This window comes from Leisingera sp. M523 (genome assembly GCF_025141335.1).
Taxonomy (GTDB): domain Bacteria; phylum Pseudomonadota; class Alphaproteobacteria; order Rhodobacterales; family Rhodobacteraceae; genus Leisingera.
The window spans coordinates 825081-851907 of the sequence record NZ_CP081036.1 but is presented as its reverse complement, the minus strand read 5'-3'; the positions used below and the strand labels follow the sequence as shown (position 1 = coordinate 851907).

Genomic DNA, 26827 nt, shown 5'->3' with positions numbered 1-26827 from the left:
TCACCAAATGATCCGCATATCCTAAAGCCCGGCCTGGCGATGGCGCTGTTGCCCATCGTGCTGACGCTGGGTGTTCTAGGCGTCCAGCTGTTCTATTTCGGGGACTTCACCCCGCATATCCCGCTGGCCATCGGCATCGCCATCACTTCGCTGGTGGGGCTGAAGCTGGGCCACAAGTGGGACAACATCGAAGAGGGCGTGTTCCACGTCATCAACATCTCACTGCCGTCGGTGTCGATCCTGATCACTGTCGGCATGATCGTCGGTATCTGGATTGCCAGCGGCACCGTGCCGACGCTGATCTATTACGGGCTGAAAATCCTGTCGCCCGAGCTGTTCCTGGCTGCGGGCATGGTGCTGTGTTCCATCGTGTCGGTGTCGCTGGGCACCTCCTGGGGCACTGTTGGCACCGTTGGCCTGGCGCTGATGGGCATTGGCGCGGGCTTTGGCATTCCGATGTACTGGACCGCGGGCGCCGTGGTGTCCGGTGCGTTCTTCGGTGACAAGATCTCACCTTTGTCGGACACCACCAACCTGGCCCCTGCCGTCACCGGGACCAACCTGTTCGACCACATCCGCAACATGCTGCCGACCACCGTGCCGTCGATGCTGATTGCGCTGGTGATCTATCTGGTTGTGGGCTTCACCCTGATCGATACCTCGCAAGTGTCGTTTGAGCGGATTGACGCGATCACCGCGGCACTGGATGGCGCATTCTGGATCTCGCCGCTGATGCTGCTGCCGACGCTGCTGGTCATCGCGCTGGCGGTAAAGAAACAGCCACCGATCCCGTCGCTGTTTGCCGGTGCTGTCGTCGGCGGCATCATGGCGATAGCGTGCCAGGGCGCAGGCCTGCATGAGACCTTTACCTTTGCCAACAGCGGTTATGCGATTGAAACCGGCGTGCCGGAAATCGACCCGCTGCTGAACCGCGGCGGCATCCAGTCGATGATGTGGACCATTTCACTGGTGCTGCTGGCGCTGGGTTTTGGCGGCGCGCTGGAGCGGACCGGCTGCCTGCAGGCCATCATCGAGGTGATCATTGCGCGGGTGAAGTCGTTTGCCGGCATCCAGACCTCTGCAATCCTGACCTCGATTGCGACCAATACCGTGGCCGGCGATCCCTATCTGTCCATCGCCCTGCCCGGCCGGATGTATGCGCCTGTCTATCGCGGCATGAAATATTCGCCCCTGAACCTGTCGCGCGCGATTGAGGAAGGCGGCACGCTGGTGTCACCGCTGATCCCCTGGAACGCAGGCGGTGCTTTTGTGATCTCGGCGCTGGCGCTGGGGATATCGGATGGCAATTTCGAGAACCTGCTGTACATCCCGCTGGCCTTTGCCTGCTGGCTGTCGCCGCTGATCGGTATCTTCTATGCGATGACCGGGCTGTTCTCGCCTAAGGCCAGCGAGGAAGAAATCGCCGCCTGGGAAGACAGCGGCGAGCCGGTGGCCAAGCTGACCGCCTGAGAAAACAGCGCGCCGCGGGCAACGGCCTGCGGCGCGCATTTTGCAGTAACCATCCCATCTGTTAGGGTAAGATCATGAATCTCCGCAGCTTTGTCCCGAAGGGTGCGGCCAGTTTCCGGGTTGATTACGACGGGCCGCCTAAAGACATCTATTTTGTGCTTCTGCCGAAGCTGACCATGCTGGCCTTCAGCGCGGCGGTGGAACCCTTGCGGGTTGCCAATCAGGTCACCGGCAAGGAGCTGTACCGCTGGTTCCTGATGAGCGAGGACGGCGCACCGGTGGGCTGTTCCAACGGCATCGGCATCAACACCGATCTTCCGCTGGAAGACCTGCCCCGCGGCAGTTATGCCTTTGTCTGTTCCGGCATTGAACCCTCGGACAGTGCCAATCCCCGCACCCTCGCCTGGATCCGGCGGCAGAACGCCCATGGCGGCCGGTTCGGCGGCATCTGCACCGGAGCTTTTGCGCTGGCGCAGGCCGGCATCCTGCAAGACCAGCGCTTTACTCTGCATTGGGAGAACCAGCCGTCGTTCTCGGAGTATTTTCCGGGACTGGAACCCTCGGCAAACCTGTATGAGATCGACAAAGGTCTGATGACCTGCGGCGGCGGCAATGCGGCCACTGACATGATGCTGGAGATGATCGAGACCGACCATGGCAAGGACCTGGCGGTGATTGTATCCGACATGTGCATCCACTTCCGCTCCAACAACCGCGAAGCGCTGCAGAAATCAGCCTATTCCGTTGCGCTGAGCAGCCGCAATCAGCATCTGATCAACGCCATGCAGTTCATGCATGACACCATCGAGGAGCCGGTGGAAATCGGCGTGCTGGCGGACCGGGCGCAGATCTCGCGGCGCCAGCTGGAACGGCTGTTCCAGCGCTATGTCGGCACCTCGCCGGTGCAGTTTTACATTGAACTGCGGGTGGGCCGGGCGCTGGCCCTGCTGAACGAGACCAATATGACGGTGGCAGAGATTTCCGCCGCCACCGGTTTCAGCAGTGCCACGCAGCTGTCGATCCGTTTCAAGAAACGTTACGGCCAGTCGCCTGCGTCCTTTCGCAAAAGCTGGACGGAAACGGCGGCAAGGGAATAGGCCGGAACACGGGTTACTTCCCCTCGGATGCAAGTGCTTTGCTGAGTTCCGTGATCTTTTCCAGACGGACGGAAATCCGGTCCTGGAACTGGCCCAGCTCATCAATGATCGAATTCAGCGATTCCCCGGCACTCCCCAGCCGGGCGCATTCGATCTTGCACAGCACCCGGGTTGTGGTCAGCGCCATGAAGTGGCGGTGCAGGGTCAGGCAGGCCTTGAGAATGCGGTCGGCCTCGAACCGGACGTCCTGCAGGCTGGCCCTGGCCTTGGTGAACTGATCCTCGGTCAACTGCGTCAGGATCGCCTGTTCGCGATTGATATCAATGGCCGCAGCGCCGTCTTCCTGATTGAGCTGATGACCGCATTCGGTGAGGATGCGCGCCAGCCCTTCGACAAAAATGGCAGCTGTCACGGTGCCCTTGATGGCGCGGAAATTGCTGTTCTTACCCCAGACATGGGCCTCGAACCAATTGGACATATCGCGCGACATGGAGTTGTAGTTTTCGGACAGAACGGTGACCGGCCCGCCGGCCGGTTCGATCCGCGAGGCGATGACGCGCAGGTTATGCGGGATGGTGCGCATGGATTCGAATTCCTGCACCAGCGCCTCGGTCTCCTGCACCAGATCCCCGGCTGCGGAATGCATTGCCCGGCGTTCCGCCAGACGGGCGTCCGCGGGGCGTTTCAAGCCTGCATCGCGTGCCATGAGCTCTTCTGCCAGGGCGTGGCCGGCAAAATCGTTGTAGGTGGCAAAGCCAAGCCCTTGCAGGCGGGCCAGCAGCAACGCCGCGCTGGCTTCGGGGTCTAGCCCTTCGTCGCGTTCGGCCTGGCGCAGAAGGGCGTATTCCCGCTCGACCGTCTTGCGCAGCGGGCTGGTCGGTTTGATCCGCGCCGAAAGATAACCGCCCTCGCAGGGGGTGACGACTGCAAAAACCCAGTAATAGCTGCCATCGCTGGCCCGGTTCTTGACATAGGCGCCAACGGTGCCGCCGCCCTTGATCGTGTCCCACAGCAGCTGGAACACCGCGCGTGGCATGTCCGGGTGGCGGATCACCTTGTGCGGTGCCCCCAGCAGATCTTCCATCGCGTATTTGGCGACACGGCTGAACACAGCATTGCCGGCCTGAATCACACCGCGGGAGTCGGTGCGGGAAAAAAACACTTCGTCCAGGGCAAAGGGAGCTTCTCTGCCCCTGGTTGGAGCGGTCAGCGTGCGGTCTTCAAAGGACACGTGTGAGTTCCTGTCAGTGAGGGTAAGGGGCCGCTTTCTGTTTAAGCGGCACAGCTTTTCAAATTGCTAATGGGGCGACACAAGAGAGCGGTTTTCCAAGCTGCCGGCCCGGCCCGGCCGCCCGCCCCCCCGAAAGCGGCGGGATCACGCCGCAGTGCCCTGTGCCAAGGCCCCTGTCTGGTCCTTTCCAGTGTCCTGCCCGGTGCCCGTCCTGGTGTCCTCCAGCGTCAGGCCCAGGCTTTCAAACAGCGGCAGGCGGCGGGCCGCGAAATTGCCGGCCCTGGCCCCCAGCAGGGCGAGGTTCTCCTCCTCGGTTTCCAGCACCCGGCCCTCGTGCTGCAGCCGCTGTCCCTGCGGCGCCAGGATGCGCCAGGCTAGCTCGGCCCAGCCGGCGGGTGTCTCTTGGCCTTCGCTGCGGGCCAGCAGGAACAGCTGTTCGAACCGGTCCGCCTCAACTCCGCCGCCGGTGACAGGCGAGGCTAGGAAGCGCAGTGTATCGCTGTCCTCGGCCCGTTTGCAAACCGCCAGATTGAAGGCACGGCAAGCAGCCGCCCGCTGTGCCAGCCCTTCCTGCGGCAGACAGGGGGTGACGCAGCCGGTGCCGGCAAGTATCGTCAGCATCCGGGCGATGCTGCCCCAGTCCATGGCGCCGAACACCCCGTGATCCAGCAGGCTGCGCACTGTTGCTGGCCCCTCGGCCAGCGCCTTCAGCACAGGCGCGTACTGCTCCTGCTCCAAAGGCACCTCCCTGCCCCGGTGGTGGAATTTCAAGGTCCCGCCGCTATAGGGACGGGTCAAAGCAAAAGGGGTCGCAAACCAGGCGCCGATTTCGCCGCGCGGGGTATGGGACAGCTTGCCCTTCACAAAAATATCGGTGCGGAAATGCTCGTTCAGCAGAACATCGCGAAGGCCTTCGCGGCAGCCGGGGTCCCCCTCGCTTTTCAGCAGGGCCTGCTGTTCCGGCGTGAAGCGGATGCAGTCCAGATTGTCCAGCGGATGCACGGAGCCTGCAAAATCCAGCTTGGCCCCGGCCAGTTCGCCCGCCAGATCCTCGAAATAAAACGGGGTCCAATCCTTGTTGAAATACTCATGCGCCAGGTAATTGGCCGGCATTGATTTCATATGATCCAGACGCTTGGCTGCAGCCGGGTTCTTGCCGAAGTACGCCGCACCCGCTGCGCCCAGCTGGTGCGCAAAGGCCATCGCATCGCCAATCCGGTCTGTCAGCGGCCCGCTGCCCTGCTCTGCCCGGCCCGCAAGAAGGCGGCGCAGAGGCATCGCTGCAGCCCAGCCGGGCTGGGCGTTATAGCTGACATAGACCAGGCCGCCCGGCCGCAGCCGCTGCGAAATAAACCGGATGATATGCTGGCGGTTTTCCGCGGAAACCCAGCTGAAGACACCGTGCAGGGCGATGATGTCAAACACCTCGGGCAGGCCCGGCGCGGTGTCGAAATCCTCAAAGGAGCGTTCGTGGAAATGCATGTTGTCCAGAGCCGCTTCCTGCGTCAGTTCCCTGGCGCCGGCAATATGCGACGGGCTGAAGTCCATCGCGTGGAATTCAACATGCGGGTTGGCCGCCGCCAGCAGATTGGCGGAAAACCCCTGGCCGCAACCGAGTTCGCAATAGGTGCTGCCGTCGCCCTGCAAGCTGTGCCGGTGGCCCTGGCTCATCACGCCGAAACCCAGCAGGGCGGGCGTCAGCTGGCTGTGGAAATCATGGGTATAGTCGATGCCGGCCACATAGCCGGAGGTCCAATCGGTCACGGGGAATCCTGCTGGTTAGGAACATGTCATGCAGGGCAATTTCGGAAAATTTAATGAGAATAGGGTTAATAGGGCGCAGATCGGGGGTAATTCACGGGAAGGTGAATGCCTGCTCTGCTGAAATAATACCCCGGCGGCGCGGCCAGTGTTGAGGCCCATAGTGTTGGCTGCGGCTTGGGTAAAGGCGATTTCTCTAAGTGGGTGTTTGGGTCAAGTATCGGGCGTTTAGATCATGCAGTGCCCTCCACTGGTTCCTGACGGAATTCAGTGCTGTCTGTCCACATGCGGTGCAGCAAGACGGCGAGTTTGCGCGCGACAGCGGCAACAGCGCGACGACGCCCTTTTACGCGCATCACCCGCATGCCCCGCGATTTGATCTGCGACCCTGCCATTGTTCGCCTGAGCAAAGCGTTGGCGGTTGCGTATAATGTTGCGCGAACATCCCCGATCGCCTGCTTTTGATTTTCGGCCGGGATTGCCGTGCTCACATGACCGATACCGTCTCGGCGTCAGGCCAAAAGGCGCGCCAGCAGTCCGCGACCTTTTGAACCGCGTGGAGTCACCGACAGCGGCCTTGAAGGTCAGAGCTGCAATCGGCCCGGCACCGTCAGAGGTGGTCGCGGGAATTCAGACCAGTTGCCAATATGGATCGCATGATGAAAGTGACGATCCAAAATGACGAAACGCAAGAACCCTTCTCCCGAACTCAAAGCCAAAGTTGCGCTTGAGGCGATCCGCGAGGAGAGGATACTGGCAGAGTTATCGAAGACGTCCGGCGCGCATCCGAACATGGCCAGCGGCTGGAAACGGGCGGCGGTCAAGAACATGGCCTGGGCCTTTTCCAAGAGGACCGGCGCTGCGGCCAAATCCAACGGGGCTGAGATCGGCAAGCTGCATTCCAAGACCGGCCAGCCTGTGGCTGAACGCGGTTTTTTGAAACGCGCCCGGGATCGTTAAGCAAGGATCGCAGGCGGATGTGCATTGAAAATGACCATCCGAAGATCAGCGTTCGCCGTCAGTGTCAGTGCCAGATACTGTCGCCGGCCTGTTCGAACCTGTATCACACGCCAAAGGGCGAGAGCGCCGGGAACCTGCGGTTCATGGCAATCATCCGCTGCCCGGCAGGCGGTTTGCTGCCGCAAATCCGCCGGGAGGGACAGGCCATTTCTTGAGACGCCGTGGTACGGCTCCCGCCAGATGGCCCGCTATTTGCAGCGGCAGGGCCAATAATGCGGCCGTCACCCTGCGCGCCGCCTGATGCGGCTCATGCGCCTTGCTCCGGTCTGTAAGACGCCGAAGACCAGCAGGAAGCACCCGCAGCACAAGATCTGGCCGTAGCTTTTGAAGGTGCTGGCCATCAGCCGCCCCAGCCAGGTCTGGTGCGCCGGTATCAGCTGTATCCCCCTTTCGGCAGATTGCTTTGCAATCGCCTGCCGGGCAGTGGATGCGCCGGGGCCGTTGGATCGGCAACCGGACGGTTGAGCGGTTACGGCGGTTCCTGAAGGACGAATGTGTCTGCCGGAGGATGAAACGGCGGCTCCGTCTAATGTTAGTGGCTGCGGTCATCGTGAGATGCAGCGGCGACAAATCCGACAAGGAGGAAAGCGCGGGCTGGTCTGGGCACTATGGGGATTGCAGTTCAGGGCTGCATCGCGTGATGGGCAATCCGAATGACTGTGTGACGACAGGCAGTGCAAACATGCTGGTTTTCCTGGCACGGCATGGCTGACTGGCTTTCGATCATACTGTTATAGACCTGATGTGGCGCAGGATTGTCTGAAAAGGCCGCACTGAATGGCCCGGCGTCTGCACAAGACAGGGTCGGTTTTTCGCGTTTTAACATGTGGCATCCTCCCATGGTGGAGCACGGGACTTCGGGGTTTGGCCGCGCAGGATGGCCTCAACGATGACCATCGCACCTCCGCATTTGAGGCAAGGCTGTTGCACGTGCGGATCGCCGCATTCGGCGCTGGTTTCCTCATCCGGCGTTTGATCGGGCTCTGGCCCGGCACTCAGCAACTGTCTGATCTGTGCGATCCTGTCGCGCCGGATGCCATTTGTGAGGAAGCCCGCGTGGCGGATACGGTGGAAGCCGGAGGGCAGGACATGGATCAGGACCCGGCGAATGAACTCAGCCGCGGGCAAGCGCTTCATCTTCACCAGATTTCCGAAGAAGCGCAGTTTGCCTGCCTTGTGCAGTTTGCCCAGCCCTTCGAGGAACAATCGCCGGAACAGCCGGGATAGGACTTTCACGGGCAGGAAGAACCTTGGTGGCAATCGACCCAGCAATTGCCGGCCGACGATAACCCACTGCCCGGCACGATGACATGGACATGCGGGCGATGGGTCACCGCAGCCCCCCATGTGTGCAAGACCGATGTCATGCCGATCCGCGCGCCCATCCGCCGGGGGTCGGCGGCAATGGTCAGCAGCATCTGTGCTGACAACATAACCAGCTGGCCATAAACCGCTGACTTGTTTTGATAAGCAATGCCGGCGATCTGGGCTGGAAGGGTGAAGACCACATGGAAGTACTCCACTAGCAAAAGATATTCCATCCGCGCCTGCATCCAGTCCCGAGCCACGGCACCCTGGCACTTCGGGCAATGCCGGTTGCGGCAAGAATTGTAGGCGATGTGCACGTGGCCGCATTTGCCGCAAGCCGCGACATGCCCGCCGAGCGTGGCCGTTCGACAGTTCTCAATCGCGGACATCACTTTGAACTGCGGCAGGTTAAAATGCCCGGTATGGTCCCTGCGATAGGCAGGCCCATGCGCGCGGAAGATATCCGCGACCTCCAGTCCGGGGAGGGACATCGGAGCCGGGTTTGTCCGGCCCCGGCCTCCCGGCTCACCAGCAGTTCAAGCGGGCTGGTCACGTCCTGGATCGTCTTGGTTGCCACCTTCGTGCAGACCGTCGTCGTTTCTAATTTGGCGTGCTCAAGCAACACCTCCCCTCTCGCCGATTGCATCGCAACCGGCTGCCGGTCATTGGATCATGGGTATGCCGGTTCCGCCTTCCCGCAGATGGGTGGCAAAGCTATGCCGCAGTGTATGGGGCGAGACCTTTTTACCGGTTTCAGAAAAATCGCATGCCGCCCCAAAAAGCCCGGTTGAACTGACGTCGAGATCGGCTCGATCCGGTTGCGGCCTGGGAACATCCATCCTTTTAGCTGTGCCTAACGGTAGTAGTTGCGGAGTAGGTGGAGCAAGCTCGGCGACAGCATCACATGGCGGTCCTTGCGAACCTTCCCTTGCTCGATCCGGATCAGCATCCGGTCGCTGTCAATGTCACCGACCTTCAAATGCGTGACCTCGCTGGTGCGCAACCCGCCGCCATAGGCCACGCTGAACGCGGCCCGGTATCTCCGCCCGGGACCAGGTGCCGTTTGAAGAATGCGCGCGACCTCCTCAGCGCTCAGCGCCACGGGGAACTTCTTCGCCGCCCGCTGATAGCGCATGTGCCGCTTCATCTCCGGGCGCGGTCGCGAAGAAGAAGCTCAGAACCGTCAGGCGGTTGTTGAAGGCCGCCGGGCCGGCGCCGCGCTCCTTCATATCCAGCTGAAAGGCGCGCAATTCCTCCGGCGTTGCGCTATCAGGCGCGCGCCTCGGAAACCGCGTGAAGTCAGGCATCGCACGCAGATACATCTTCTGTGTTTTGGGCTGAAGCCCCTTGATCTGCACGTCTTCGGCAAACCGCTGGCGTAGTTTGGGAACATATTGGTTTCACATCGAAACCTCCTGTCATCAGATTGAGAAGATCCAAATCGTCAGACAGGCACGCCTACCCGCCAAATCCACAGTACAAATCAGCGCGATCCAACCGCCACAAACGCCAAGACCGCGTGAGCGGTTTCGTCCGTGTCTAAGGTTTGTGGCTGCTGTCAGCGTGAGCTGCAGCGGCGATAAATCTGACAATAAGGAATGCGCGAGCGGATTCCGGTGCTTTGGGGATTGCGGTTCAGGGCTTGGAAAGCCGATGGGCTGAGCTGCGAAGCCTGCGGCGCCGATCAGCGCGGGCAGGCTGGTTTTTCCGGTCCGATACCGCCGGTCAGCCCTTTTCTCCGGCGCCTTGGGCCTGTTGCTGCGCCGGGTTTGGTGGACTGGCCGCAATGACTGGTCCGGCGCCTCGGGATGGCTGGGCCGGGTGTGATGGTTGGATCATGCCGCCCCCTGCCATGGCGGGGCGCGGGATTTGGGCGTTTGGCCGCGGCTGAAGGTCTTGATGATGATCATGGCACCGCCGCACTTCGGGCTAGGCTTGCGGGCAACCGGATCAGCGGGATTGCCACGTTCCCCTGCACCCGGCGCAGTGCCAGGTTCTGGCTCTGCATCGACTAGGCACCGGATCGTCCCGATCCTGCGGCGGCGGATGCACCCCTCGGGACATTGCTTTGCAATGCCCTGCCGGGCAGTGACCGGCGAGGAGCCGGGCGTGGCGGATGCGATGGAATCCAGGTGGCAGGACGCGGATCAGAAACCTGCGAGTGAACGCGGCCGTGGGCAGGCGCATGATCTTCATCCCCCTCTCATGGTTTGCAGGCAAACCGCTGCCGGGCAGCGGATCGCCGCGCTTGATCCGGCCGTCTTTCCATCGGAACGCCGCGATGCCGCCTTCGGTGCTGATCAGCCGGTGGCTGGAGATGACGGCCCGGCGGGGGCAGCGGCTGAGACAGGGCGGCACGGTTTCGGGTCCGCCGAAGGGTGGTTTGGCAGACACGGCCCATCCCGCGCTGACAGATTGCCGAAGAACGTCAGTTTCCCCGCCTTGTGCAGCCTGGCCAGCCCTTCGAGGAACAAACGCCGGAACAGATGCGGCAGAACCTTCACCGGCAGCAAAAAACCGGGGCGGCAAGCGATCCAGCGGGTGCCATCCGCCGGCAAGCCGCCGGCGCGTCTTCGACACGGCGTGCAGGGCGAGACCTTTTCTTGATCCCGGCAAAGTCGCCAGCCGCCCCGAACGCCCGGTTGAATTGCCGCGTCGGGATCGGATCGACCCGGTCGCGCCCCGGAAACAACCATCCGGCCGGGCGCGTTTCGCGGTATTAGCCGCGCAGCAGATCCAGCAAGCCCGGCGACAACATCACGTGGCGGACCTTTCGGCCTTTGCCCTGGTCCACCCGGATCAGCATGCGGTCACTGTCGTGCCGGAGGCGCGCTTCCAGCGTCGTGCCGGAGACGCGCCTCCGGCACGATATCACCGGCATTCAGATGCGTGACCTCGCTCGCCCGGAGTCCGCCGCCATAGGCCACACTGAACACCGCCCGGTATCTCAGCCCGGGACCGGGTGCCGCTTTGTGAATGCCCGCGGCCTCCTCAACGCTCAGCACCGCACGCTTCGCCCGCAGATGCATCGTCTCCTGCTGCAGACCCTTGATCCGCATATCTTCGGGAAACTGCTGGCGCAGCGCAGGAACATATTGATCTGACATCGAAACCTCCTGTCATCAGATTAAGAAAGTCCCAATCGTCAGACAGGCACGCCCATCCGCCTAATCCACAGATCAAATCAGTGCGCACCACACGCCTCAAGCGCCAATACCGCGTGCAGGTTTCGTCCTTGTATACCGCTCGGGCAGCGGTAGAACCGTTTTTCAATAGTTGGCTAGGTTGAATTGCCTTTCCGGCGTGCGATTTCCCACTGCAGGCAACCCTATCCAAACAGCATTCCCCAAAAAAACCGGCCCCCAAGGGGAGCCGGTTTCTAAATCGTCCAATCCGCGGGTTGGATCAGAGGGACATATGGGTGCCCAGGGCTTCCATGTCGGCGAGCAGTTTGGCTGCGTCCTCGACCAGGCCGTGCGGCTGGTCTTCCTCTTTTGCGGTCTTGTACATCTCGCGGGCGTCTTCGATCAGCGTGGTCATCTGATCGCGGGTCATTTCCGCCATCGGGATCGCACGCTCGGCCAGAACCGACAGGCTGTCGCCGCCGATTTCCGCAAAGCCGCCGGTCACCACATACTCCGCGTTGCCTTCCGGGCTTTCGACCTTCAGCACGCCGGGGCGCAGGGTGGTGATGGTGGGCGCATGGGCCGGCATTGCCGTCATGTCGCCTTCCGCACCGGGGATCTGGACCGCGCTGGCCTGCAGCGAAGCCAGGCTCCGCTCGGGGCTCACGAGGTCGAATTGCATCGTTTGTGCCATTGGGGCCTCCTTTCAGGGTTCCCCTGCACGGGCTGCGCGCAGGGGAGTTCCAGTCTTAGGCGGCTTCCGCAGCCATCTTCTCGGCTTTGGCGATCACTTCGTCGATGCCGCCAACCATGTAGAAGGCGCCTTCGGGCAGGTGGTCGTATTCGCCGGCCACAACAGCCTTGAACGACGAGATGGTGTCTTCCAGCGGAACCTGAACGCCGTCAGAGCCGGTGAAGACTTTTGCCACGTCGAACGGCTGCGAGAGGAAACGCTGGATCTTACGCGCACGCGCAACGGTCAGCTTGTCCTCTTCCGACAGTTCGTCCATGCCGAGGATCGCGATGATGTCCTGCAGCGACTTGTAGCGCTGGAGGATCTGCTGAACGTCGGACGCCACAGCATAGTGCTCTTCGCCAACGATCTGCGGGTCCATCAGGCGCGAGGAGGAGTCGAGCGGGTCCACAGCGGGGTAGATGCCGAGTTCCGAGATCGCACGGTTAAGAACGGTGGTCGCGTCCAGGTGGGCAAAGGTGGTTGCCGGTGCCGGGTCGGTAAGGTCGTCCGCAGGAACGTAGACGGCCTGGATCGAGGTGATCGAGCCGTTCTTGGTGGAGGTGATGCGTTCCTGCATCGCACCCATGTCGGTTGCCAGCGTCGGCTGGTAGCCCACAGCGGACGGGATACGGCCCAGAAGCGCGGACACTTCGGAACCCGCCTGGGTGAAGCGGAAGATGTTGTCCACGAAGAACAGAACGTCGGTGCCGGACTGGTCGCGGAACTGTTCGGCCAGGGTCAGGCCGGTCAGTGCAACACGGGCACGCGCACCCGGAGGCTCGTTCATCTGACCGTAGACCAGGGCAACCTGCGATTCTTCCAGGTTGTCCGGCTTGATCACGTTGGATTCGATCATTTCCCAGTACAGGTCGTTGCCTTCACGGGTCCGCTCGCCAACACCGGCGAACACGGAATAGCCCGAGTGCACTTTGGCGATGTTGTTGATCAGTTCCATGATCAGAACGGTCTTGCCCACGCCGGCGCCGCCGAACAGGCCGATCTTGCCGCCTTTGGAGTAAGGCGCCAGCAGGTCGATAACCTTGATGCCGGTCACCAGAACTTCCGACTCGGTCGACTGTTCGTTGAACTCGGGCGCGGGCTGGTGGATGGCGCGGGTCTCGGTTGCATTCACCGGGCCCTTTTCGTCGACGGGTTCACCGACGACGTTCAGGATGCGGCCCAGGGTGGCGTTGCCGACCGGGATCGAGATCGGTGCGCCGGTGTCGGTTACTTCGCGGCCGCGGACCAGACCTTCGGTCGCGTCCATTGCGATGCAGCGGACGGTGTTTTCGCCGAGGTGCTGGGATACTTCCAGAACCAGGGTCTTACCGTCGTTTTCAGTGTTCAGGGCGTTCAGAATTGCGGGCAGGTGGTCGTCAAACTGGACGTCCACAACGGCGCCGATGATCTGGGTCACCTTACCTTTTGCTTGTGCCATTTGTTGGTCTCCGGTTGTCTCTTAGAGCGCCTCAGCGCCCGAAATGATTTCAATCAGCTCGTTGGTGATCACGGCCTGGCGCGAGCGGTTGTACTGGATCGTCAGCTTGTCGATCATGTCGCCCGCGTTGCGGGTGGCGTTGTCCATCGCGCTCATCCGGGCACCCTGTTCGGATGCACCGTTTTCCAGCAGCGCCGAGAAGATCTGCGTAGCCACGCCGCGCGGCAGCAGGTCCGCAAGGATCTGCTCTTCGCCGGGCTCGTAGTCATAAACCGCAGAGCTGCCTTCAGCTTCGCCGCCCTCGTAAGAGGCCGGGATAATCTGCTGGGCGGTCGGGATCTGGGTCACGACGTTGACGAACTCCGCAAAGAAGATCGTGGCAACATCGAACTCGCCAGCATCGAAACGGGTCAGGATGTCCTTGGCGACGCCCTGCGCATTGGCATAGCCGACGCGCTTGACTTCGCTGAGGTCCACATGACCGACGAAATCGCCGCCAAGGTCGCGTTTCAGGGCATCACGGCCCTTTTTGCCGACGGTCAGAACTTTGACCGTCTTGCCCGCAGCCTTCAGCTCAGCCGCTTTTTGGCGGGCAAGCTTGGCGATGTTCGAGTTGAAGCCGCCGCACAGACCGCGCTCGGCGGTCATGACGACCAGCAGATGGGTCTGGTCGCTGCCGGTGCCGCGAAGCAGCTTGGGCGCTGACTCGCTGCCGCCGACCGAGGCCGCCAGCCCTGCCATCACGGCATTGAACCGCTTGGTATAGGGACGGGAATCCTCGGCAGCTTCCTGGGCGCGGCGAAGTTTCGCCGCGGCCACCATCTGCATGGCTTTTGTGATCTTGCGGGTCGACTTGACCGACGCGATCCTGGTTTTAAGGTCCTTAAGGTTCGGCATTGCCTGGGATCCCCCTTAAGCGAAGCTAGCGGCGAACTCGTCCAGCGCAGCTTTCACTTTGTCCGCCAGCTCGTCCTTCACCTTACGGTCGTTGTTGGTGATGTCCGCCAGCAGGTCGGCATGTTTGCCGCGCAGGTGGCTGAGCAGGCCTTCCTCGTAGCGGCCGACTTCCTTGACGTCGACCTTGTCAAGGTAGCCGTTGGTGCCGGCAAAGATCACACAGACGATTTCGGCGTTGGTCAGCGGCGAGTACTGGGCCTGCTTCATCAGCTCGGTCAGACGGGCGCCACGGGCCAGCAGCTGCTGGGTGGCGGCGTCCAGGTCGGAGCCGAACTGCGCGAATGCAGCCATTTCGCGGTACTGGGCCAGCGACAGTTTCACCGGGCCTGCCACCGAGGACATCGCCTTGGTCTGGGCCGAGGAGCCAACGCGCGAAACCGACAGACCGGTGTTCACGGCGGGGCGGATGCCCTGGTAGAACAGTTCGGTTTCCAGGAAGATCTGGCCGTCGGTGATCGAAATCACGTTGGTCGGAATAAACGCCGACACGTCGCCGCCCTGGGTTTCAATGATCGGCAGCGCGGTCAGCGAACCGGCACCGAAGTCTTCGTTCAGCTTGGCCGAACGCTCCAGCAGGCGGGAGTGCAGGTAGAAAACGTCGCCCGGATAGGCTTCACGGCCCGGCGGACGGCGCAGCAGCAGCGACATCTGGCGGTAAGCAACAGCCTGCTTGGACAGGTCATCATAGATGATCAGCGCGTGGCGGCCGTTGTCGCGGAAGAATTCCGCCATTGCGGTCGCGGCATAAGGCGCCAGGAACTGCAGAGGTGCCGGGTCGGATGCGGTTGCAGCCACAACGATGGAGTATTCCATCGCGCCGGTTTCTTCCAGCTTCTTCACCAGCTGGGCCACGGTGGAACGCTTCTGGCCGACCGCGACGTAAACGCAGTACAGCTTCTTGCTCTCATCGTCGCCGGCGGCGTCGTTGTAGGATTTCTGGTTCAGGATCGCGTCCAGAGCCACGGCGGTTTTACCGGTCTGACGGTCACCGATGATCAGCTCGCGCTGGCCGCGGCCGATCGGGATCATCGCGTCAACGGACTTGAGGCCGGTCGCCATCGGCTCATGCACCGACTTACGCGGGATGATGCCCGGCGCCTTCACGTCCGCAACGCCGCGGGTCACGTCTTCGATCGGGCCCTTGCCGTCCAGCGGGTTGCCAAGACCGTCCACAACGCGGCCCAACAGGCCGTTGCCGATCGGCACGTCCACGATGGAGTTGGTGCGCTTGACGGTGTCGCCTTCTTTAATGTCGCGGTCGGAGCCGAAGATCACGATACCGACGTTGTCGCTTTCCAGGTTCAGCGCCATGCCCATGATGCCGCCGGGGAATTCGACCATTTCACCGGCCTGAACATTGTCGAGGCCGTAAACGCGGGCAATACCGTCACCGACGGACAGCACGCGGCCGATTTCAGCCACTTCTGCTTCTTGACCAAAATTCTTGATCTGGTCTTTCAGGATCGCAGAAATCTCTGCTGCTTGGATACCCATTTATCCGACCTCTTTCATTGCATTCTGTAGGGAGTTGAGCTTGGAGCGGATCGAGCTGTCGATCATCTTCGAGCCCACTTTAACGACAAGTCCGCCGATGATGGAGGCATCGACGGAAGCATTGATGGTAACTTTCTTGCCCACGCGCTCGGCCAGGGTCTTGGCCAGCTTTTCGCTTTGGGTCTTGGTCAGCGCCTTGGCGGACACCACCTCGGCGGTGATTTCGCCGCGGGCTTCAGCCAGGCGGGCGCGCAGCGCGTCGATCAGCGCGGGCACCACAAACAGGCGGCGCTTGTCGGCCATCAGAGCCAGGGTATTGCGCAGGACGGGATCCAGGCCCATCTTGTCAGCCACCGCAGTGATTGCGGCGCCCTGCTCGTCGCGCGACACCAGCGGCGACTGGATCAGGCTGTTGAGATCGTCGCTGTCAGCCAGCGCGGCTGCCAGGTCATTGATGCTGGTTTCAAGGCTGTCGAGCGCCTTGTTTTCTTGCGCGATGTCGAACACCGCCGTGGCATAGCGCGCGGCAATGCCTGCAGAAATCGAAGCTGGTTCGGACACGTCCACCCTTCCGATATGTTATTGGCCCCGGTTGGCGTACCCGGCCACAGGCGGCGTCCGGGGGCGTGAGTCATCCCCCATTGGCAGCGGGGCGTTGAAATCAGCGTGGGTCTAGCAGAGCGGATGCGACCTATCAACTGCCTAAACGGCAACAGGAAGAAGCATGTTTGCAGCGTTTTCAATGACTTAAGTCAAGTGCGGCCCTTTGACCACAGTCGATAAATAAAAAAGTGCGGCTGAACTGCAGGATTTGGCGATTCCGGAAACCGGCATTTGCGGCCGAATTCGTCACATATCGGACCAGAACCCGTCTTTTCCGCCCCTCTTGGCACCGAACCCGCAGTTTCAGGGAATCGAAATCAGCCGCAGACGGGCCGGATCAGCCCCGGACGCGTCAGGCCGGTTCCGGCATCGGGTTGGACAGGCCTTCGAGCACCCGGATCCGGCTGCGGACCTTGGTGCCGACCATCTGGCCGCGCTGCGTGTGGGTCTGCTTGCTGACTTCGACCATGAACACGCCGCCGGCCAGCATCGCAGGCAGTTTGCGGCCCATTTTTTCCAGCATCGCCCCGGATTTCAGCCAGAACCGTTTGTGGCTGGGCAGCCGGTACAGCGCCGCGGTGTGCTGTTCGATGGCGAATTGGTGCTCGCGCAGCTGGCCTTCGAGCTGGCGCAGGGTGTACGGGCGGCCAAAGCCGAACGGGGTCAGATCCGACCGCGCCCAAAGCCCTGCCCGGTTTGGCACGACGAAAATGGCCCGCCCGCCGGGGCCCAGCACCCGCCAGCATTCTTCCAGCAGCTTTGCCGGCCGCTCCGAGGTCTCCAGACCATGCATCACTACCAGCCTGTCGATCCTGCCGGTATCGACAGGCCAGCTGGTCTCCTCGCACAGGACCGAGACATTGGGCAGCCCCGCGGGCCATTGCATGACTCCCTGCGGCCCCGGCATCAGCGCCATCACCCGGCGCGCCTCGGGCAGGTAGGGACGCAGCAGCGGTGCGGCGAAACCAAAACCCGCCACCGTCAGCCCCTCGGTCCCTGGCCAGATGTCCAACAGACGGCCGCGGATCGACGCTTGCGCCGCACGCCCCAGAGTGCTGCGGTAATAAAAGTTCCTGAGATCCTGAACATCAAGATGCATTGCGGGTGCCTGCTGCTTCGGCCAATCTGGGCGCAGTTTAGCAATGTAAAGGCGAATGACCATGCCTCTTGAGATCATCACCCTGCCCTGCCTGTCGGATAATTATGCCTTTTTGATCCGCAATCCCGCTTCGGGTGAAACCGCGCTGGTGGATGCGCCCGAGGCCGGTGCCATCAAGGAAGCACTGTCGGCGCGAGGGTGGGGGCTGGACTGGATCCTGCTGACCCATCACCACTGGGACCATATCGACGGTGTAGCCGACCTGCAGGAGGCCTATGGCGCCAAGGTGATCGGCGCTGCAGCCGACGCCCACCGGCTGCCGGATCTGGATATGGCTGTCGAGGACGGCGGCAGCTTCACACTGCTGGGCGAACAGGTGCAGGTGATGGATGTCTCGGGCCACACCGTTGGCCATATTGCCTTTTATCTGCCCGGTTCAAATGCCGTATTCACCGCTGACAGCCTGATGGCGCTGGGGTGCGGGCGGCTGTTCGAGGGCAGCCCGCAGCAGATGTGGGCCAGCCTGTCGCGGCTTGCCGCGCTGCCGCCGCACACTATCGTTTATTCAGGACATGAATACACCCAGTCCAACGGTGCCTTTGCTGTCACCGCCGACCCCGGCAACCCGGCGTTGCAGGCGCGTATACGTGATATCGCAAAGGCCCGGAACGACGGCATTCCTACGGTTCCGTCATCCTTGCAGCTGGAACTTGACACCAATCCGTTCCTGCGCGCCGGTGACAGTGCCGTGAAAGCGCACCTTCACATGGAAGGTGCTGAAGACGCTGAGGTTTTTGCCGAAATTCGCCGGCGCAAAGACAATTTTTGACCAAATCAAGGGTATCGGGGCGCAACAGGGAGAAAATAATTGTGACCCCAAAATGAAGAAAAGCCCTTGAAGCTGGCGCGCTATCAACCAAACTCTAACCTTATAAGCACATGGTTGAACTGCGGGGTTGGTTAATACCGCCCCATCCGGCCAACCCAAGATCAGAGGAGCACGCCCGTGCCTTCATTCTCGAGCACCCTGGAACAGGCCATTCACGCAGCGCTGGCGCTGGCGAATGAACGCCGTCATGAATTCGCAACCCTGGAACATCTGCTTCTGGCCCTGATCGACGAGCCCGACGCGGCCCGTGTGATGCGCGCCTGCAGTGTCGATCTGACCGAATTGCGATCCTCGCTGGTGGAGTTCGTGGATGAGGATCTTGCCAATCTGGTCACCGACATCGACGGATCCGAGGCGGTGCCGACCGCCGCCTTCCAGCGGGTCATTCAACGGGCCGCAATCCATGTGCAAAGCTCGGGCCGCACCGAAGTGACAGGCGCCAATGTGCTGGTGGCGATCTTTGCGGAACGCGAAAGCGACGCGGCCTATTTCCTGCAGGATCAGGAAATGACCCGCTATGACGCGGTGAACTTTATCGCCCATGGCGTGGCCAAGGACCCGGCCTTTGGGGAACCCCGCCCGGTCACCGGCGCAACCGAGCAGGAAGAAGACAGTATCACGGCCGCGCCTGAGGGCGAAAAGAAGGAAAGCGCACTGGCGAAATACTGCGTGGACCTCAATGCCAGATCCCGCGAGGGCGAGATCGACCCGCTGATCGGCCGCGACCATGAGGTGGAGCGCTGCATCCAGGTGCTGTGCCGCCGCCGCAAGAACAACCCGCTCTTGGTGGGCGACCCCGGCGTTGGCAAAACCGCAATTGCCGAGGGGCTTGCGCGCAGGATCGTGTCCGGTGAAACCCCGGAAATCCTGTCGCAGACCACCATTTATTCGCTCGACATGGGCGCGCTGCTGGCCGGAACCCGCTACCGCGGTGATTTTGAGGAACGTCTGAAGGCCGTGGTCACCGAGCTGGAAGACCACCCGGACGCGGTGCTGTTCATCGACGAAATCCACACCGTGATCGGGGCCGGAGCAACCTCTGGCGGCGCCATGGATGCCTCCAACCTGCTGAAACCCGCGCTGCAAGGCGGCAAGCTGCGCACCATGGGCTCCACGACCTACAAGGAGTTCCGCCAGCATTTCGAGAAGGACCGCGCGCTGGCCCGCCGGTTCCAGAAAATCGACGTGAACGAGCCGACGGTGGAAGATTCCATCGAGATCCTGAAGGGACTGAAACCCTATTTTGAGGAACATCACGGCATCAAGTTCACCGGTGACGCCATCAAGACTGCGGTGGAGCTGTCAGCCCGTTACATCAACGACCGCAAGCTGCCGGACAAGGCCATCGACGTGATTGACGAGGCTGGCGCCGCGCAGCATTTGGTGATTGAATCCAAACGCCGCAAGACCATTGGTGTCAAGGAGATCGAGGCCGTGGTTGCCAAGATCGCCCGCATCCCGCCGAAAAGCGTGTCGAAAGACGATGCCGAAGTGCTGAAAGACCTGGAGAAATCGCTGAAACGCGTGGTCTTCGGCCAGGACGATGCCATTACTGCCCTGTCCAGTGCGATCAAACTGGCCCGTGCAGGCCTGCGGGAGCCGGAAAAGCCGATCGGCAACTACCTGTTTGCTGGCCCCACCGGCGTCGGCAAGACGGAGGTGGCGAAACAGCTGGCGGATACGCTTGGGGTGGAACTGCTGCGGTTTGACATGTCCGAATACATGGAGAAACACGCGGTCTCCCGCCTGATCGGCGCGCCTCCGGGCTATGTCGGCTTTGACCAGGGCGGCCTGTTGACCGATGGCGTCGACCAGCACCCGCACTGCGTGCTGCTGCTTGACGAGATGGAAAAGGCGCATCCGGACGTCTACAACATCCTCTTGCAGGTGATGGATAACGGCCAGCTGACCGACCACAATGGCCGCACGGTGAATTTCCGCAACGTGGTGCTGATCATGACTTCCAACGCCGGCGCGTCGGAACAGGCAAAGGCCGCCATCGGCTTTGGCCGCGACCGCCGCGAGGGTGAAGACACCGCCGCGATTGAGCGCACCTTCACCCCGGAATTCCGCAACCGCCTGGATGCGGTGATCTCCTTCGCGCCGCTCGGCAAGGAGGTGATCCTGCAGGTGGTCGAGAAGTTCGTGCTGCAGCTGGAAGCCCAGCTGATGGACCGCAATGTCTCGATCGAGCTGACCCGCAAGGCGGCGGAATGGCTGGCCGACAAGGGCTACGACGACCGGATGGGCGCGCGCCCTCTGGGCCGGGTGATCCAGGAGCACATCAAAAAGCCGCTGGCCGAAGAACTGTTGTTCGGTAAGCTGACCAAAGGCGGTATCGTCAAGGTCGGGATCAAGGACGGCAAACTGGAGCTGCGCCTGGAAGGGCCAAGCAAGCCGCGGATTTCCGGCGACAAGCCGCCACTGCTGACAGCAGACTGATGCGCGCTGCCGCGCTGATAACCGCAATATCGCTCGCCGCGCCCGCCGCGGCGGGCGATTTTCTTTTGCAGTTCCCGCTGGACTGTACCCTGGGCGACACCTGCCACATTCAGCAGTTCGTCGACCACGATCCCGGTCCTGGTGCCACGGATTTCACCTGCGGCACGCTGAGTTATGATGGCCACAAGGGAACGGATATCGCCCTGCCCTATTTGTCGGACATGCAGGCCGGCGTCGCGGTGCGTGCCGCGGCCGCCGGTATTGTCCTTGGAACCCGCAACGGCATGGCGGACCAATATGCCACCGATGATAATGCCGCAGAGATCGACGGTAAGGAATGCGGCAACGGGGTGGTCCTGCGCCACGGCAACGGATGGGAAACCCAGTACTGCCACATGAAGCGCGGCTCGCTCCGGGTGGAAAGCGGCATGAAGGTCAAGCCCGGCGATATCCTGGGCGAGGCCGGGCTTTCCGGCAAGACCCAGTTCCCGCACCTGCATTTGTCTGTGCGCAAGGATGGCGCGGTGGTGGATCCTTTTGCGCCGGAAAGCCTTGAAAGCTGCGGCACCCCTGCCGGTAAGACACTCTGGGCGGATCCGCCGGCCTATCAGCCAGGCGGTGTGCTGGGGGCCGGTTTCAGCGCGGCAGTCCCTGAATACAGTGCGATCAAGGCGGGCACCGCGGACGCCGCACCGCTGGCTGCAGATGCGCCTGCGTTTGTATTTTGGGCCTACGCGTTTGGCGGTCTGGCAAGCGACCAGCTTGAGCTGACTGTGACAGGCCCCGGCGGTGAACTTATCTCCCACAGCGATGGGCTGAACAAAAATCAGGCCCAGTTTTTCCGCGCTGCCGGCCGCCGCCTGCGCGGCGGGCAATGGCCGAAAGGCACCTATACCGGCACGGCCCGCCTGTTGCGGGACGGCCGGCCGGTTGACAGCTTTTCCCGCAGCATGGTGATCGCATCGCCGGAAGACCCCGCCTCCCAGTAGCCCGCCTTACAGCTTTTCGATTCATGGTGACCGGGTTCAAAGTATCAGGCCATCTCCAGTTACGCGGCGGCAGCGGCTGGGGCACAAGCCCTGGCCGCTGCCGGGCCCAACGGGCACGGCTGCCCTCGGGGCAGCCAGGGCCGGGCGGGAGGTGTCGCCTGCGGATCCTGCGACGGCATGTGTGCTGCCTTTTCCGGCGCCGGGATTTGATAACTCCCGAATTTGCAATAGATTTAAGGGGGCCCTGCTGCCCGGCGGGGCCGCAACCCGTGCGTAACTAGTAGCTTGTCTCCATTAGTGAAGCGGGTTGCACCCTGCAGGCCACCGAAAGGCCGGCAAAACGCACAGCTTGCCGGCTGCACCTGGCGCAGCACGTACTCCTCCTCATCAACTGCGTATTCGCCTATTTTTCAGTGAACTTCAGTTCAATCCGCCGGTTCTGGGCGCGCGCTTGGGCTGTGTCCGCCGGGTTCACCGGCTGATATTCACCAAACCCATTGGCCGCCAGCCGCGACGGCGGCACCCCAAGCGCCTCGACCATGTAACGCACCACCGAAAGCGCCCGGCCCTGGCTAAGCTCCCAATTGTCAATGAATTTCGGATGTCCCAGCAACGGCGAAGTGTCGGTATGGCCATCCACCCGGATGATCCAGTTTATCTCCTGCGGGATCGCTGCCACGACGCTTTGCAGAATTGAAACCACCTTGGCAATTTCGACCCGCCCCGCAGGTGAAAGAGTGGCGCTGCCCGGTGCAAACAGCACCTCTGAGGCAAAGACAAAGCGGTCGCCCTGAATGCGCACACCCTCCTGGGTGCCCAGCAAATCCCGCAACCGGCCAAAGAACTCCGAACGGTAACGTTCCAGATCCTGCGCCTTGCTGGCAAGGGCCGCGGCTTCGGCTGCCAGCCGCTTGCGCTCCTGCTCTTCCAGCAGCCGCCGCTTGCGTTCTTCCGAGGCGGCACGGGCCAGTGCAGCGTTCAGATCCTGGCCCAGGTTCTGCAACTGCACCTGCTGGGCGGCATCCCGGCCCTGATAGTCGTCCAGAATGGCTTGCAGGCCGCCCAGCTGTTCACGCAGGGCCGCCACCTGCTGGTTCAGCAGCGCGGTTTCACGGCGGGCCTCTTCGGAAATGGCCTGTTCCTCAGACAAGGCCGAACGCGCCTGCGCCAATAGGGCTGCTCGTTCTTCAGCCAGGCTCAATTGCTCAGTGGCGCTGCCCTCTGCTCTCTGCTGTGCGGTGACTGCCGCAAGCAACCGCTGACGCAGAATGTCCAGCTCCCCGGCTTGGATCTCTGCAGCAGCCAAAGCGGCCTTGGCTTCGGCCAGTTCTGCCGCCAGCTTTCCAGCCTCTGCATCAGATCCGGCGCGGGTGGTCTCCAATTCAGACAGCTGCGCGTCCAGCTGTGTCCTAGCGGTTTCAGCGGCGGCCAGCAGGGTCAGCGTATCCTCCGCCTCCTGGCGTTGCGCCTCCAAGGCCAATGTCATTGCGGTGAGTTCGGCGTCGGCATTCTGCAGCCGGTCCCGCAGGGATTCGGCGGCAGCGGCCTCAACCAGACGGGCGGCTTCTTCAGCGCCCAGCTGATCCTGCAATTCGGAAATCCGGGTTGATTGCTCGCTGCCCTCGGACTCAAGGCTGGCGATCAGTGCTTCCATCGCCTCGCGCTGTGCCGCCGCCAGCCGGGCGGCCTCCGCCTGCAGATCAATCTCGCCGCGGGCTTGCGACAGGGCCAGGTTCAGTGCCTCCTGTTCGCTCAGCAGTTCTGCGCGCGCAGCCTCCAGGTCTGCGCGTTCTGCGCTCAGATCCGCGACCCGCGTCCGGGCGGCGTCGCGGCTGGCGATCAGGGCCGCCACCTGTGCCTCAAAACTGGTGATCCGGCTGGCGGCTGCGGCCAGTTCACCTGCCTGCCGGTCACGGTCCGCAGTCAGGGAGGTTATCAGGCTGCGCGCCTGGTCCAGATCCTGTTCTGCAGTATTAAGGGTCGAAGCCAGCGCCCCAAGCCGGGCGTTCAGCTGATTGTTCTCGCGCTCCTCCAGCCCCAGGGCTGAGGCCAGCGCGCTCACCTCGGCAGACAGCTCATCCAGCTGGCTTTCCTGGCCGGTAATCGTCTCGCGCAGGACAAATTGCACCACCATAAAGATGGTCAGAACAAACATCAGCACCAAGAGAAGCCCGGTCATCGCATCGACAAACCCTGGCCAGATCGAGGCCTGGAACCGCTGCCCTGTGCGCCGGGAAAGAGCCATCGGTTACTCCCCCGCGTCCCAGCCCGCACCACCGCCGCGGGACAAGCCGCGCGGGCGGGCGAAGGCCCTGACCAACAGGTCAATGTCCTTGCGCAGCTCGCTCAGGCTTTCCTGGCGGCCGGCCGAGATTTCCTCGAGGATGCGCAGCATCTGCACGTCGATCGAGCGCAGCCGCATCCGGCTTTCGGCGTCGATACCGCCCTGTTCGCTATGGGCGCGCAGGATCTCGGTCAGGGCTTCCTGCCCGACGGCCACCCGGTCAAGTGCTGCGGTGACGGTGCCGGTCTGCTCCTGGCGGCGGTTCATCTCCTGAATGGTTTCCACCAGATCGCCCAGTTTTTGATCCACCGCGGCGCGGCCTTCGGAGGTTTCGGCAAACATCATCTGCAGCGCGTCCATCTGCTCGGCCATGTTGTCGAGCACTTGGGAGACGACACCGCTGTCGCCGGCACCATCGTCGCCCGAGGAGAAGCTGACCCGGGTGATCGAAGACAACCATTCCTCCAGCTCGCGGTAGAACCGGTTTTGGCCATGGCCCGCAAACAGTTCCAGCAGGCCGACGATCAGCGAGCCGGCCAGGCCAAGCAGGGATGAGGCAAAGGCGACACCCATGCCGCCCAGCTGCGCCTCAAGGCCCGTCATCAGGCGATTGAAGACAGAAAGCCCCTCTTCGCCTTCCTGCGGGGCCAGGCTGCGGATGGTATCGACCACGGCAGGAACCGTGGTGGCCAGACCATAGAAGGTGCCCAGAAGGCCAAGGAAAATCAGCAGGTTGACGATATACCGGGTAATTTCCCGGTCTTCATCTATACGGTTGGCGACAGAGTCCAGAATGGACTGTGTCGAGGCCGATCCCAGCTGCATCCGCGCCCCGCGCGAGCGCAGCAGCGAGGCCAAGGGCGCCAGCATTGACGGCGTCCGGCGCTCATCCGAAGTGTCGCCGAATGCAAAGCGTTCAATCCAGCGCACCGAACCGATGAGCTGCACAACCTGCCAGAAACAGGCCAGCACCCCGATCACAAAGACAAAGACGATAAAGCCGTTCAGCCAAGGGTTGGCCTCAAATACCGGCAGCACCCGCGGCAAGGCGACAAAGGCGCCAAAGGCTGACAGCCCCAATGCGATCAGCATCATGATGATCTGCCGCACCGGCTGGGAAAACTGCGGCCGGGTTTTGCGGTCTGGCTGCGCCATATTGGTTGGCTCCTGACACGTTGACTGCTCGTATTTGGTTCGCAGCCTATAAGCAAAGTGTCAAAAGCGCCAAGGCTTTATGCGGTGATGTCCCGCACCCGGCCCGCCAGCCAGTCCAAGTCGCTGTCATGCAGGCCGATCTCCGCCAGATGCTCAGCAGTGTTATAGAGGTATTCGGTGTTGGGTCCGCGCCCGCCCACCGCATGAGCGATCATCTGCGCCTGTTTTTCCAGGCTAAGACCGCCGCAATATTGCACATGATGCGGGTCGATCACATAGGTGACGGCGGTGACAAGGCTGCCGTCCGTCAGTTCCACTTCCAGGTCACGCTCCAAGTAGGCAGAGGAAATCAGCTCGCGCTCGCGCAGCTTTGCCAGCGTCTGCTCCTCGTGGCCGGCTTCGACCGACAGCGCCAGCCCTTTGCAGTTGGCCCCTTCGGTTTCGTCCAGCGCCAGCACCAGACCCGGGTGGTCCTCGGTGCCGCGGTGATGGATCGAGGTCATGCAAAACGACCGCGCATAGCCATGCAGCACCGCCACCTCGCGCCGCGCCACCGGGAAGCCGGGGTTCCAAAGAAGCGATCCGTATCCGAAAACCCACATGGTCATGTTGTCTGGCCCTTTCTGCTCCCCCTCTATAAACAGCAATCCTGATCCGGACAAAAGAGGCTAACCGATGCGCCTGGCAAAACTGCTGATTGCCGCCCTGATGGTGTGGAGCCTGTATTGGGCGGCGGCGGCCTGGGGGCTGCGCAGCGGCATCGCGGCCTGGTTTGCCGAGCAAGAGCGGCGGGGCTGGCAGGCGGAATTTTCTGCACTTGAAACCAGCGGCTACCCTATCCGCCATATGACCCGGATCAGCCGCCCGGCGCTGGCTGATCCCGGCACCGGCACCGCCTGGCGGGCGGACTGGCTGGATCTGGCAAGCCCTGCTGTCTGGCCGGGCAAGCTGGACCTGCACTTCCCTGCCTCGGCCCAGCGGCTATCCTATTTCGACCAGACCGCAGTGATCACGGCCCAGGATCTGCAGGCCAGCCTGCATCTGGCGCCGGGCGCGGCGCTGGAATTGGAAGAACTGGCGCTGATCTCGGGCCCCTGGCAGATCGCCCGAAGCGGCGAGACGGTGCTGAGCGGCGCGTCATTGGACCTGCGCATGGTGCAGTCTGACAGGCCTGCGATCTACCGGATTACGGCAGAAGCCGCTGAGTTTGCCCCCCGCGCCGCCTGGCGGCGGCTGCTGGCGGCCAGTTCGGCGCTGCCGGAACGGTTCGACACGCTGGCATTGGAGCTGACGGTTGAGTTTGACGCGCCCTGGGACCGGGCCGCACTGGAACAGCAACGGCCGCAGCCGCGCCGGATCGATCTGAAACTGGCCGAAGCCCGCTGGGGCGATCTGCGGCTGAAAGCCGCCGGGACGCTGGCAGTGGACGCGCAGGGCCTGCCGGAGGGCGGGATTACGCTGCAGGCGGAAAACTGGCGCGGGCTGGTGCTGATGGCGGAACGCAGCGGCGCGCTGCCTCCCAGCCTGCGCAGCTCTGTCGAGCGGGTGCTGAGCCTCCTGGCAGAAACAAGCGGCAACCCGCGGAACCTGGACATCACGCTGGGGTTCACCGGCGGCTATGTGACACTTGGCCCCCTGCCCCTGGGCCGCGCCCCGCGGCTGATCATCCGCTGACCGCGAATCCGCCTGTCACGGGCCGCGCCGTTGGCCAACTACAGGCAAAGGGAAA

The 26827-nt window shown here is 62.4% G+C and carries 22 protein-coding genes and 2 pseudogenes; 7 read left to right on the top strand and 17 right to left on the bottom strand.

All coding sequences use genetic code 11. The features are described 5' to 3' along the window. The first annotated feature begins 39 nt into the window (after positions 1-39). Complete coding sequence (gene nhaC / locus K3557_RS04000) at positions 40-1470, top strand: Na+/H+ antiporter NhaC (RefSeq protein WP_259999543.1); 1431 nt, start codon at positions 40-42, stop codon at positions 1468-1470. Between the two features lie 74 nt (positions 1471-1544). Continuing rightward, positions 1545-2567 carry a GlxA family transcriptional regulator gene (locus K3557_RS03995; RefSeq protein ID WP_259997812.1) on the top strand — a complete coding sequence of 341 codons (1023 nt, stop codon included), beginning with the start codon at positions 1545-1547 and terminating at the stop codon, positions 2565-2567. 13 nt (positions 2568-2580) lie between these two features. Here the strand turns inward: K3557_RS03995 and K3557_RS03990 are convergent, their stop codons facing one another. From K3557_RS03990 to K3557_RS03980, 3 genes are all read right to left on the bottom strand, one after another. After that, positions 2581-3798 carry a PAS domain-containing protein gene (locus tag K3557_RS03990; RefSeq protein ID WP_259997810.1) on the bottom strand — a complete coding sequence of 406 codons (1218 nt, stop codon included), beginning with the start codon at positions 3796-3798 and terminating at the stop codon, positions 2581-2583. Between the two features lie 144 nt (positions 3799-3942). Further along, on the bottom strand, positions 3943-5562 hold the full coding sequence (locus tag K3557_RS03985) for a class I SAM-dependent methyltransferase (protein WP_259997809.1): 1620 nt from the start codon (positions 5560-5562) through the stop codon (positions 3943-3945). A 264-nt stretch (positions 5563-5826) separates the two neighbouring features. Further along, positions 5827-6147, bottom strand: a complete 321-nt coding sequence (locus K3557_RS03980) for an IS110 family transposase (RefSeq protein ID WP_259992567.1) — start codon at positions 6145-6147, stop codon at positions 5827-5829. 90 nt (positions 6148-6237) lie between these two features. Between K3557_RS03980 and K3557_RS03975 the strand changes: the two genes are divergently transcribed. Beyond that, positions 6238-6519, top strand: a complete 282-nt coding sequence (locus tag K3557_RS03975) for a hypothetical protein (RefSeq protein WP_259997807.1) — start codon at positions 6238-6240, stop codon at positions 6517-6519. A gap of 879 nt (positions 6520-7398) precedes the next feature. Here the strand turns inward: K3557_RS03975 and K3557_RS03970 are convergent. From K3557_RS03970 to K3557_RS03925, 11 genes and pseudogenes are all read right to left on the bottom strand, one after another. Next, positions 7399-8378, bottom strand: a pseudogene (locus tag K3557_RS03970) (transposase zinc-binding domain-containing protein). A gap of 362 nt (positions 8379-8740) precedes the next feature. Then, positions 8741-9022: a tyrosine-type recombinase/integrase gene (locus K3557_RS03965; RefSeq protein WP_259997805.1), complete on the bottom strand. Its 282-nt coding sequence runs from the start codon at positions 9020-9022 to the stop codon at positions 8741-8743. Then, positions 8973-9245, bottom strand: a complete 273-nt coding sequence (locus K3557_RS03960) for a phage integrase N-terminal SAM-like domain-containing protein (protein ID WP_259997803.1) — start codon at positions 9243-9245, stop codon at positions 8973-8975. Before K3557_RS03960 ends, K3557_RS03965 begins: the two co-directional genes overlap by 50 nt. A gap of 592 nt (positions 9246-9837) precedes the next feature. After that, a pseudogene (locus K3557_RS20565) lies at positions 9838-10583 on the bottom strand (transposase). Between the two features lie 114 nt (positions 10584-10697). Then, entirely contained in the window at positions 10698-10994 is a 297-nt protein-coding gene (locus K3557_RS20455) for a hypothetical protein (protein ID WP_311198489.1), read from the bottom strand. Positions 10995-11292: 298 nt separating this feature from the next. Then, positions 11293-11706 carry a F0F1 ATP synthase subunit epsilon gene (locus tag K3557_RS03950; RefSeq protein ID WP_259990829.1) on the bottom strand — a complete coding sequence of 138 codons (414 nt, stop codon included), beginning with the start codon at positions 11704-11706 and terminating at the stop codon, positions 11293-11295. A 55-nt stretch (positions 11707-11761) separates the two neighbouring features. Further along, positions 11762-13186, bottom strand: coding sequence for a F0F1 ATP synthase subunit beta (gene atpD, locus K3557_RS03945; protein WP_259990827.1), 1425 nt, complete (start codon positions 13184-13186; stop codon positions 11762-11764). Positions 13187-13207: 21 nt separating this feature from the next. Beyond that, positions 13208-14083: a F0F1 ATP synthase subunit gamma gene (locus K3557_RS03940; RefSeq protein WP_259990825.1), complete on the bottom strand. Its 876-nt coding sequence runs from the start codon at positions 14081-14083 to the stop codon at positions 13208-13210. Positions 14084-14098: 15 nt separating this feature from the next. Continuing rightward, a complete protein-coding gene (atpA, locus tag K3557_RS03935; RefSeq protein ID WP_259990823.1) occupies positions 14099-15637 on the bottom strand; it encodes a F0F1 ATP synthase subunit alpha in 1539 nt (512 codons plus the stop codon). Then, positions 15638-16198 (bottom strand): F0F1 ATP synthase subunit delta, encoded by a 561-nt coding sequence (locus tag K3557_RS03930; RefSeq protein WP_129370168.1) that lies wholly within the window; start codon positions 16196-16198, stop codon positions 15638-15640. Between the two features lie 394 nt (positions 16199-16592). After that, the gene (locus K3557_RS03925) at positions 16593-17339 is read right to left on the bottom strand and encodes a class I SAM-dependent methyltransferase (RefSeq protein ID WP_259997801.1); all 747 of its coding nucleotides are present in this window, start codon (positions 17337-17339) and stop codon (positions 16593-16595) included. Between the two features lie 55 nt (positions 17340-17394). On the opposite strand from K3557_RS03925, the gene gloB reads away from it, so the two are divergent. The 3 genes from gloB to K3557_RS03910 all read left to right on the top strand — a co-directional run bounded on the left by gloB (position 17395) and on the right by K3557_RS03910 (position 21659). Further along, the gene (gene gloB / locus K3557_RS03920) at positions 17395-18168 is read left to right on the top strand and encodes a hydroxyacylglutathione hydrolase (RefSeq protein WP_259997799.1); all 774 of its coding nucleotides are present in this window, start codon (positions 17395-17397) and stop codon (positions 18166-18168) included. Between the two features lie 177 nt (positions 18169-18345). After that, positions 18346-20670 carry an ATP-dependent Clp protease ATP-binding subunit ClpA gene (clpA, locus tag K3557_RS03915; protein ID WP_259990816.1) on the top strand — a complete coding sequence of 775 codons (2325 nt, stop codon included), beginning with the start codon at positions 18346-18348 and terminating at the stop codon, positions 20668-20670. Next, positions 20670-21659, top strand: a complete 990-nt coding sequence (locus K3557_RS03910; protein WP_259997797.1) for a M23 family metallopeptidase — start codon at positions 20670-20672, stop codon at positions 21657-21659. Before clpA ends, K3557_RS03910 begins: the two co-directional genes overlap by 1 nt. A 403-nt stretch (positions 21660-22062) precedes the next feature. Here the strand turns inward: K3557_RS03910 and K3557_RS03905 are convergent, their stop codons facing one another. The 3 genes from K3557_RS03905 to K3557_RS03895 form a co-directional block, all read right to left on the bottom strand. Then, positions 22063-23904 (bottom strand): peptidoglycan -binding protein, encoded by a 1842-nt coding sequence (locus K3557_RS03905; protein ID WP_259997795.1) that lies wholly within the window; start codon positions 23902-23904, stop codon positions 22063-22065. A gap of 3 nt (positions 23905-23907) precedes the next feature. Then, entirely contained in the window at positions 23908-25098 is a 1191-nt protein-coding gene (locus K3557_RS03900; protein WP_259997793.1) for a biopolymer transporter ExbB, read from the bottom strand. Positions 25099-25175: 77 nt separating this feature from the next. After that, positions 25176-25706, bottom strand: a complete 531-nt coding sequence (locus tag K3557_RS03895; RefSeq protein ID WP_259997790.1) for a gamma-glutamylcyclotransferase — start codon at positions 25704-25706, stop codon at positions 25176-25178. A gap of 67 nt (positions 25707-25773) precedes the next feature. On the opposite strand from K3557_RS03895, the gene K3557_RS03890 reads away from it, so the two are divergent. Further along, on the top strand, positions 25774-26772 hold the full coding sequence (locus K3557_RS03890) for a DUF2125 domain-containing protein (protein ID WP_259997788.1): 999 nt from the start codon (positions 25774-25776) through the stop codon (positions 26770-26772). The last annotated feature ends 55 nt before the right edge of the window (positions 26773-26827 follow it).

Bases quoted from the DNA above. Each gene is read 5' to 3' on its own strand.
- nhaC (WP_259999543.1), top strand. From the start codon at position 40: ATGGCGCTGTTGCCCATCGTGCTGACGCTGGGTGTTCTAGGCGTCCAG.
- K3557_RS03995 (WP_259997812.1), top strand. From the start codon at position 1,545: ATGAATCTCCGCAGCTTTGTCCCGAAGGGTGCGGCCAGTTTCCGGGTT.
- K3557_RS03975 (WP_259997807.1), top strand. From the start codon at position 6,238: ATGACGAAACGCAAGAACCCTTCTCCCGAACTCAAAGCCAAAGTTGCG.
- K3557_RS03965 (WP_259997805.1), bottom strand. From the start codon at position 9,022: ATGCGCTATCAGCGGGCGGCGAAGAAGTTCCCCGTGGCGCTGAGCGCT.
- K3557_RS20455 (WP_311198489.1), bottom strand. From the start codon at position 10,994: ATGTCAGATCAATATGTTCCTGCGCTGCGCCAGCAGTTTCCCGAAGAT.
- K3557_RS03950 (WP_259990829.1), bottom strand. From the start codon at position 11,706: ATGGCACAAACGATGCAATTCGACCTCGTGAGCCCCGAGCGGAGCCTG.
- atpD (WP_259990827.1), bottom strand. From the start codon at position 13,186: ATGGCACAAGCAAAAGGTAAGGTGACCCAGATCATCGGCGCCGTTGTG.
- K3557_RS03940 (WP_259990825.1), bottom strand. From the start codon at position 14,083: ATGCCGAACCTTAAGGACCTTAAAACCAGGATCGCGTCGGTCAAGTCG.
- atpA (WP_259990823.1), bottom strand. From the start codon at position 15,637: ATGGGTATCCAAGCAGCAGAGATTTCTGCGATCCTGAAAGACCAGATC.
- K3557_RS03925 (WP_259997801.1), bottom strand. From the start codon at position 17,339: ATGCATCTTGATGTTCAGGATCTCAGGAACTTTTATTACCGCAGCACT.
- gloB (WP_259997799.1), top strand. From the start codon at position 17,395: ATGACCATGCCTCTTGAGATCATCACCCTGCCCTGCCTGTCGGATAAT.
- K3557_RS03910 (WP_259997797.1), top strand. From the start codon at position 20,670: ATGCGCGCTGCCGCGCTGATAACCGCAATATCGCTCGCCGCGCCCGCC.
- K3557_RS03905 (WP_259997795.1), bottom strand. From the start codon at position 23,904: ATGGCTCTTTCCCGGCGCACAGGGCAGCGGTTCCAGGCCTCGATCTGG.
- K3557_RS03900 (WP_259997793.1), bottom strand. From the start codon at position 25,098: ATGGCGCAGCCAGACCGCAAAACCCGGCCGCAGTTTTCCCAGCCGGTG.
- K3557_RS03895 (WP_259997790.1), bottom strand. From the start codon at position 25,706: ATGACCATGTGGGTTTTCGGATACGGATCGCTTCTTTGGAACCCCGGC.
- K3557_RS03890 (WP_259997788.1), top strand. From the start codon at position 25,774: ATGCGCCTGGCAAAACTGCTGATTGCCGCCCTGATGGTGTGGAGCCTG.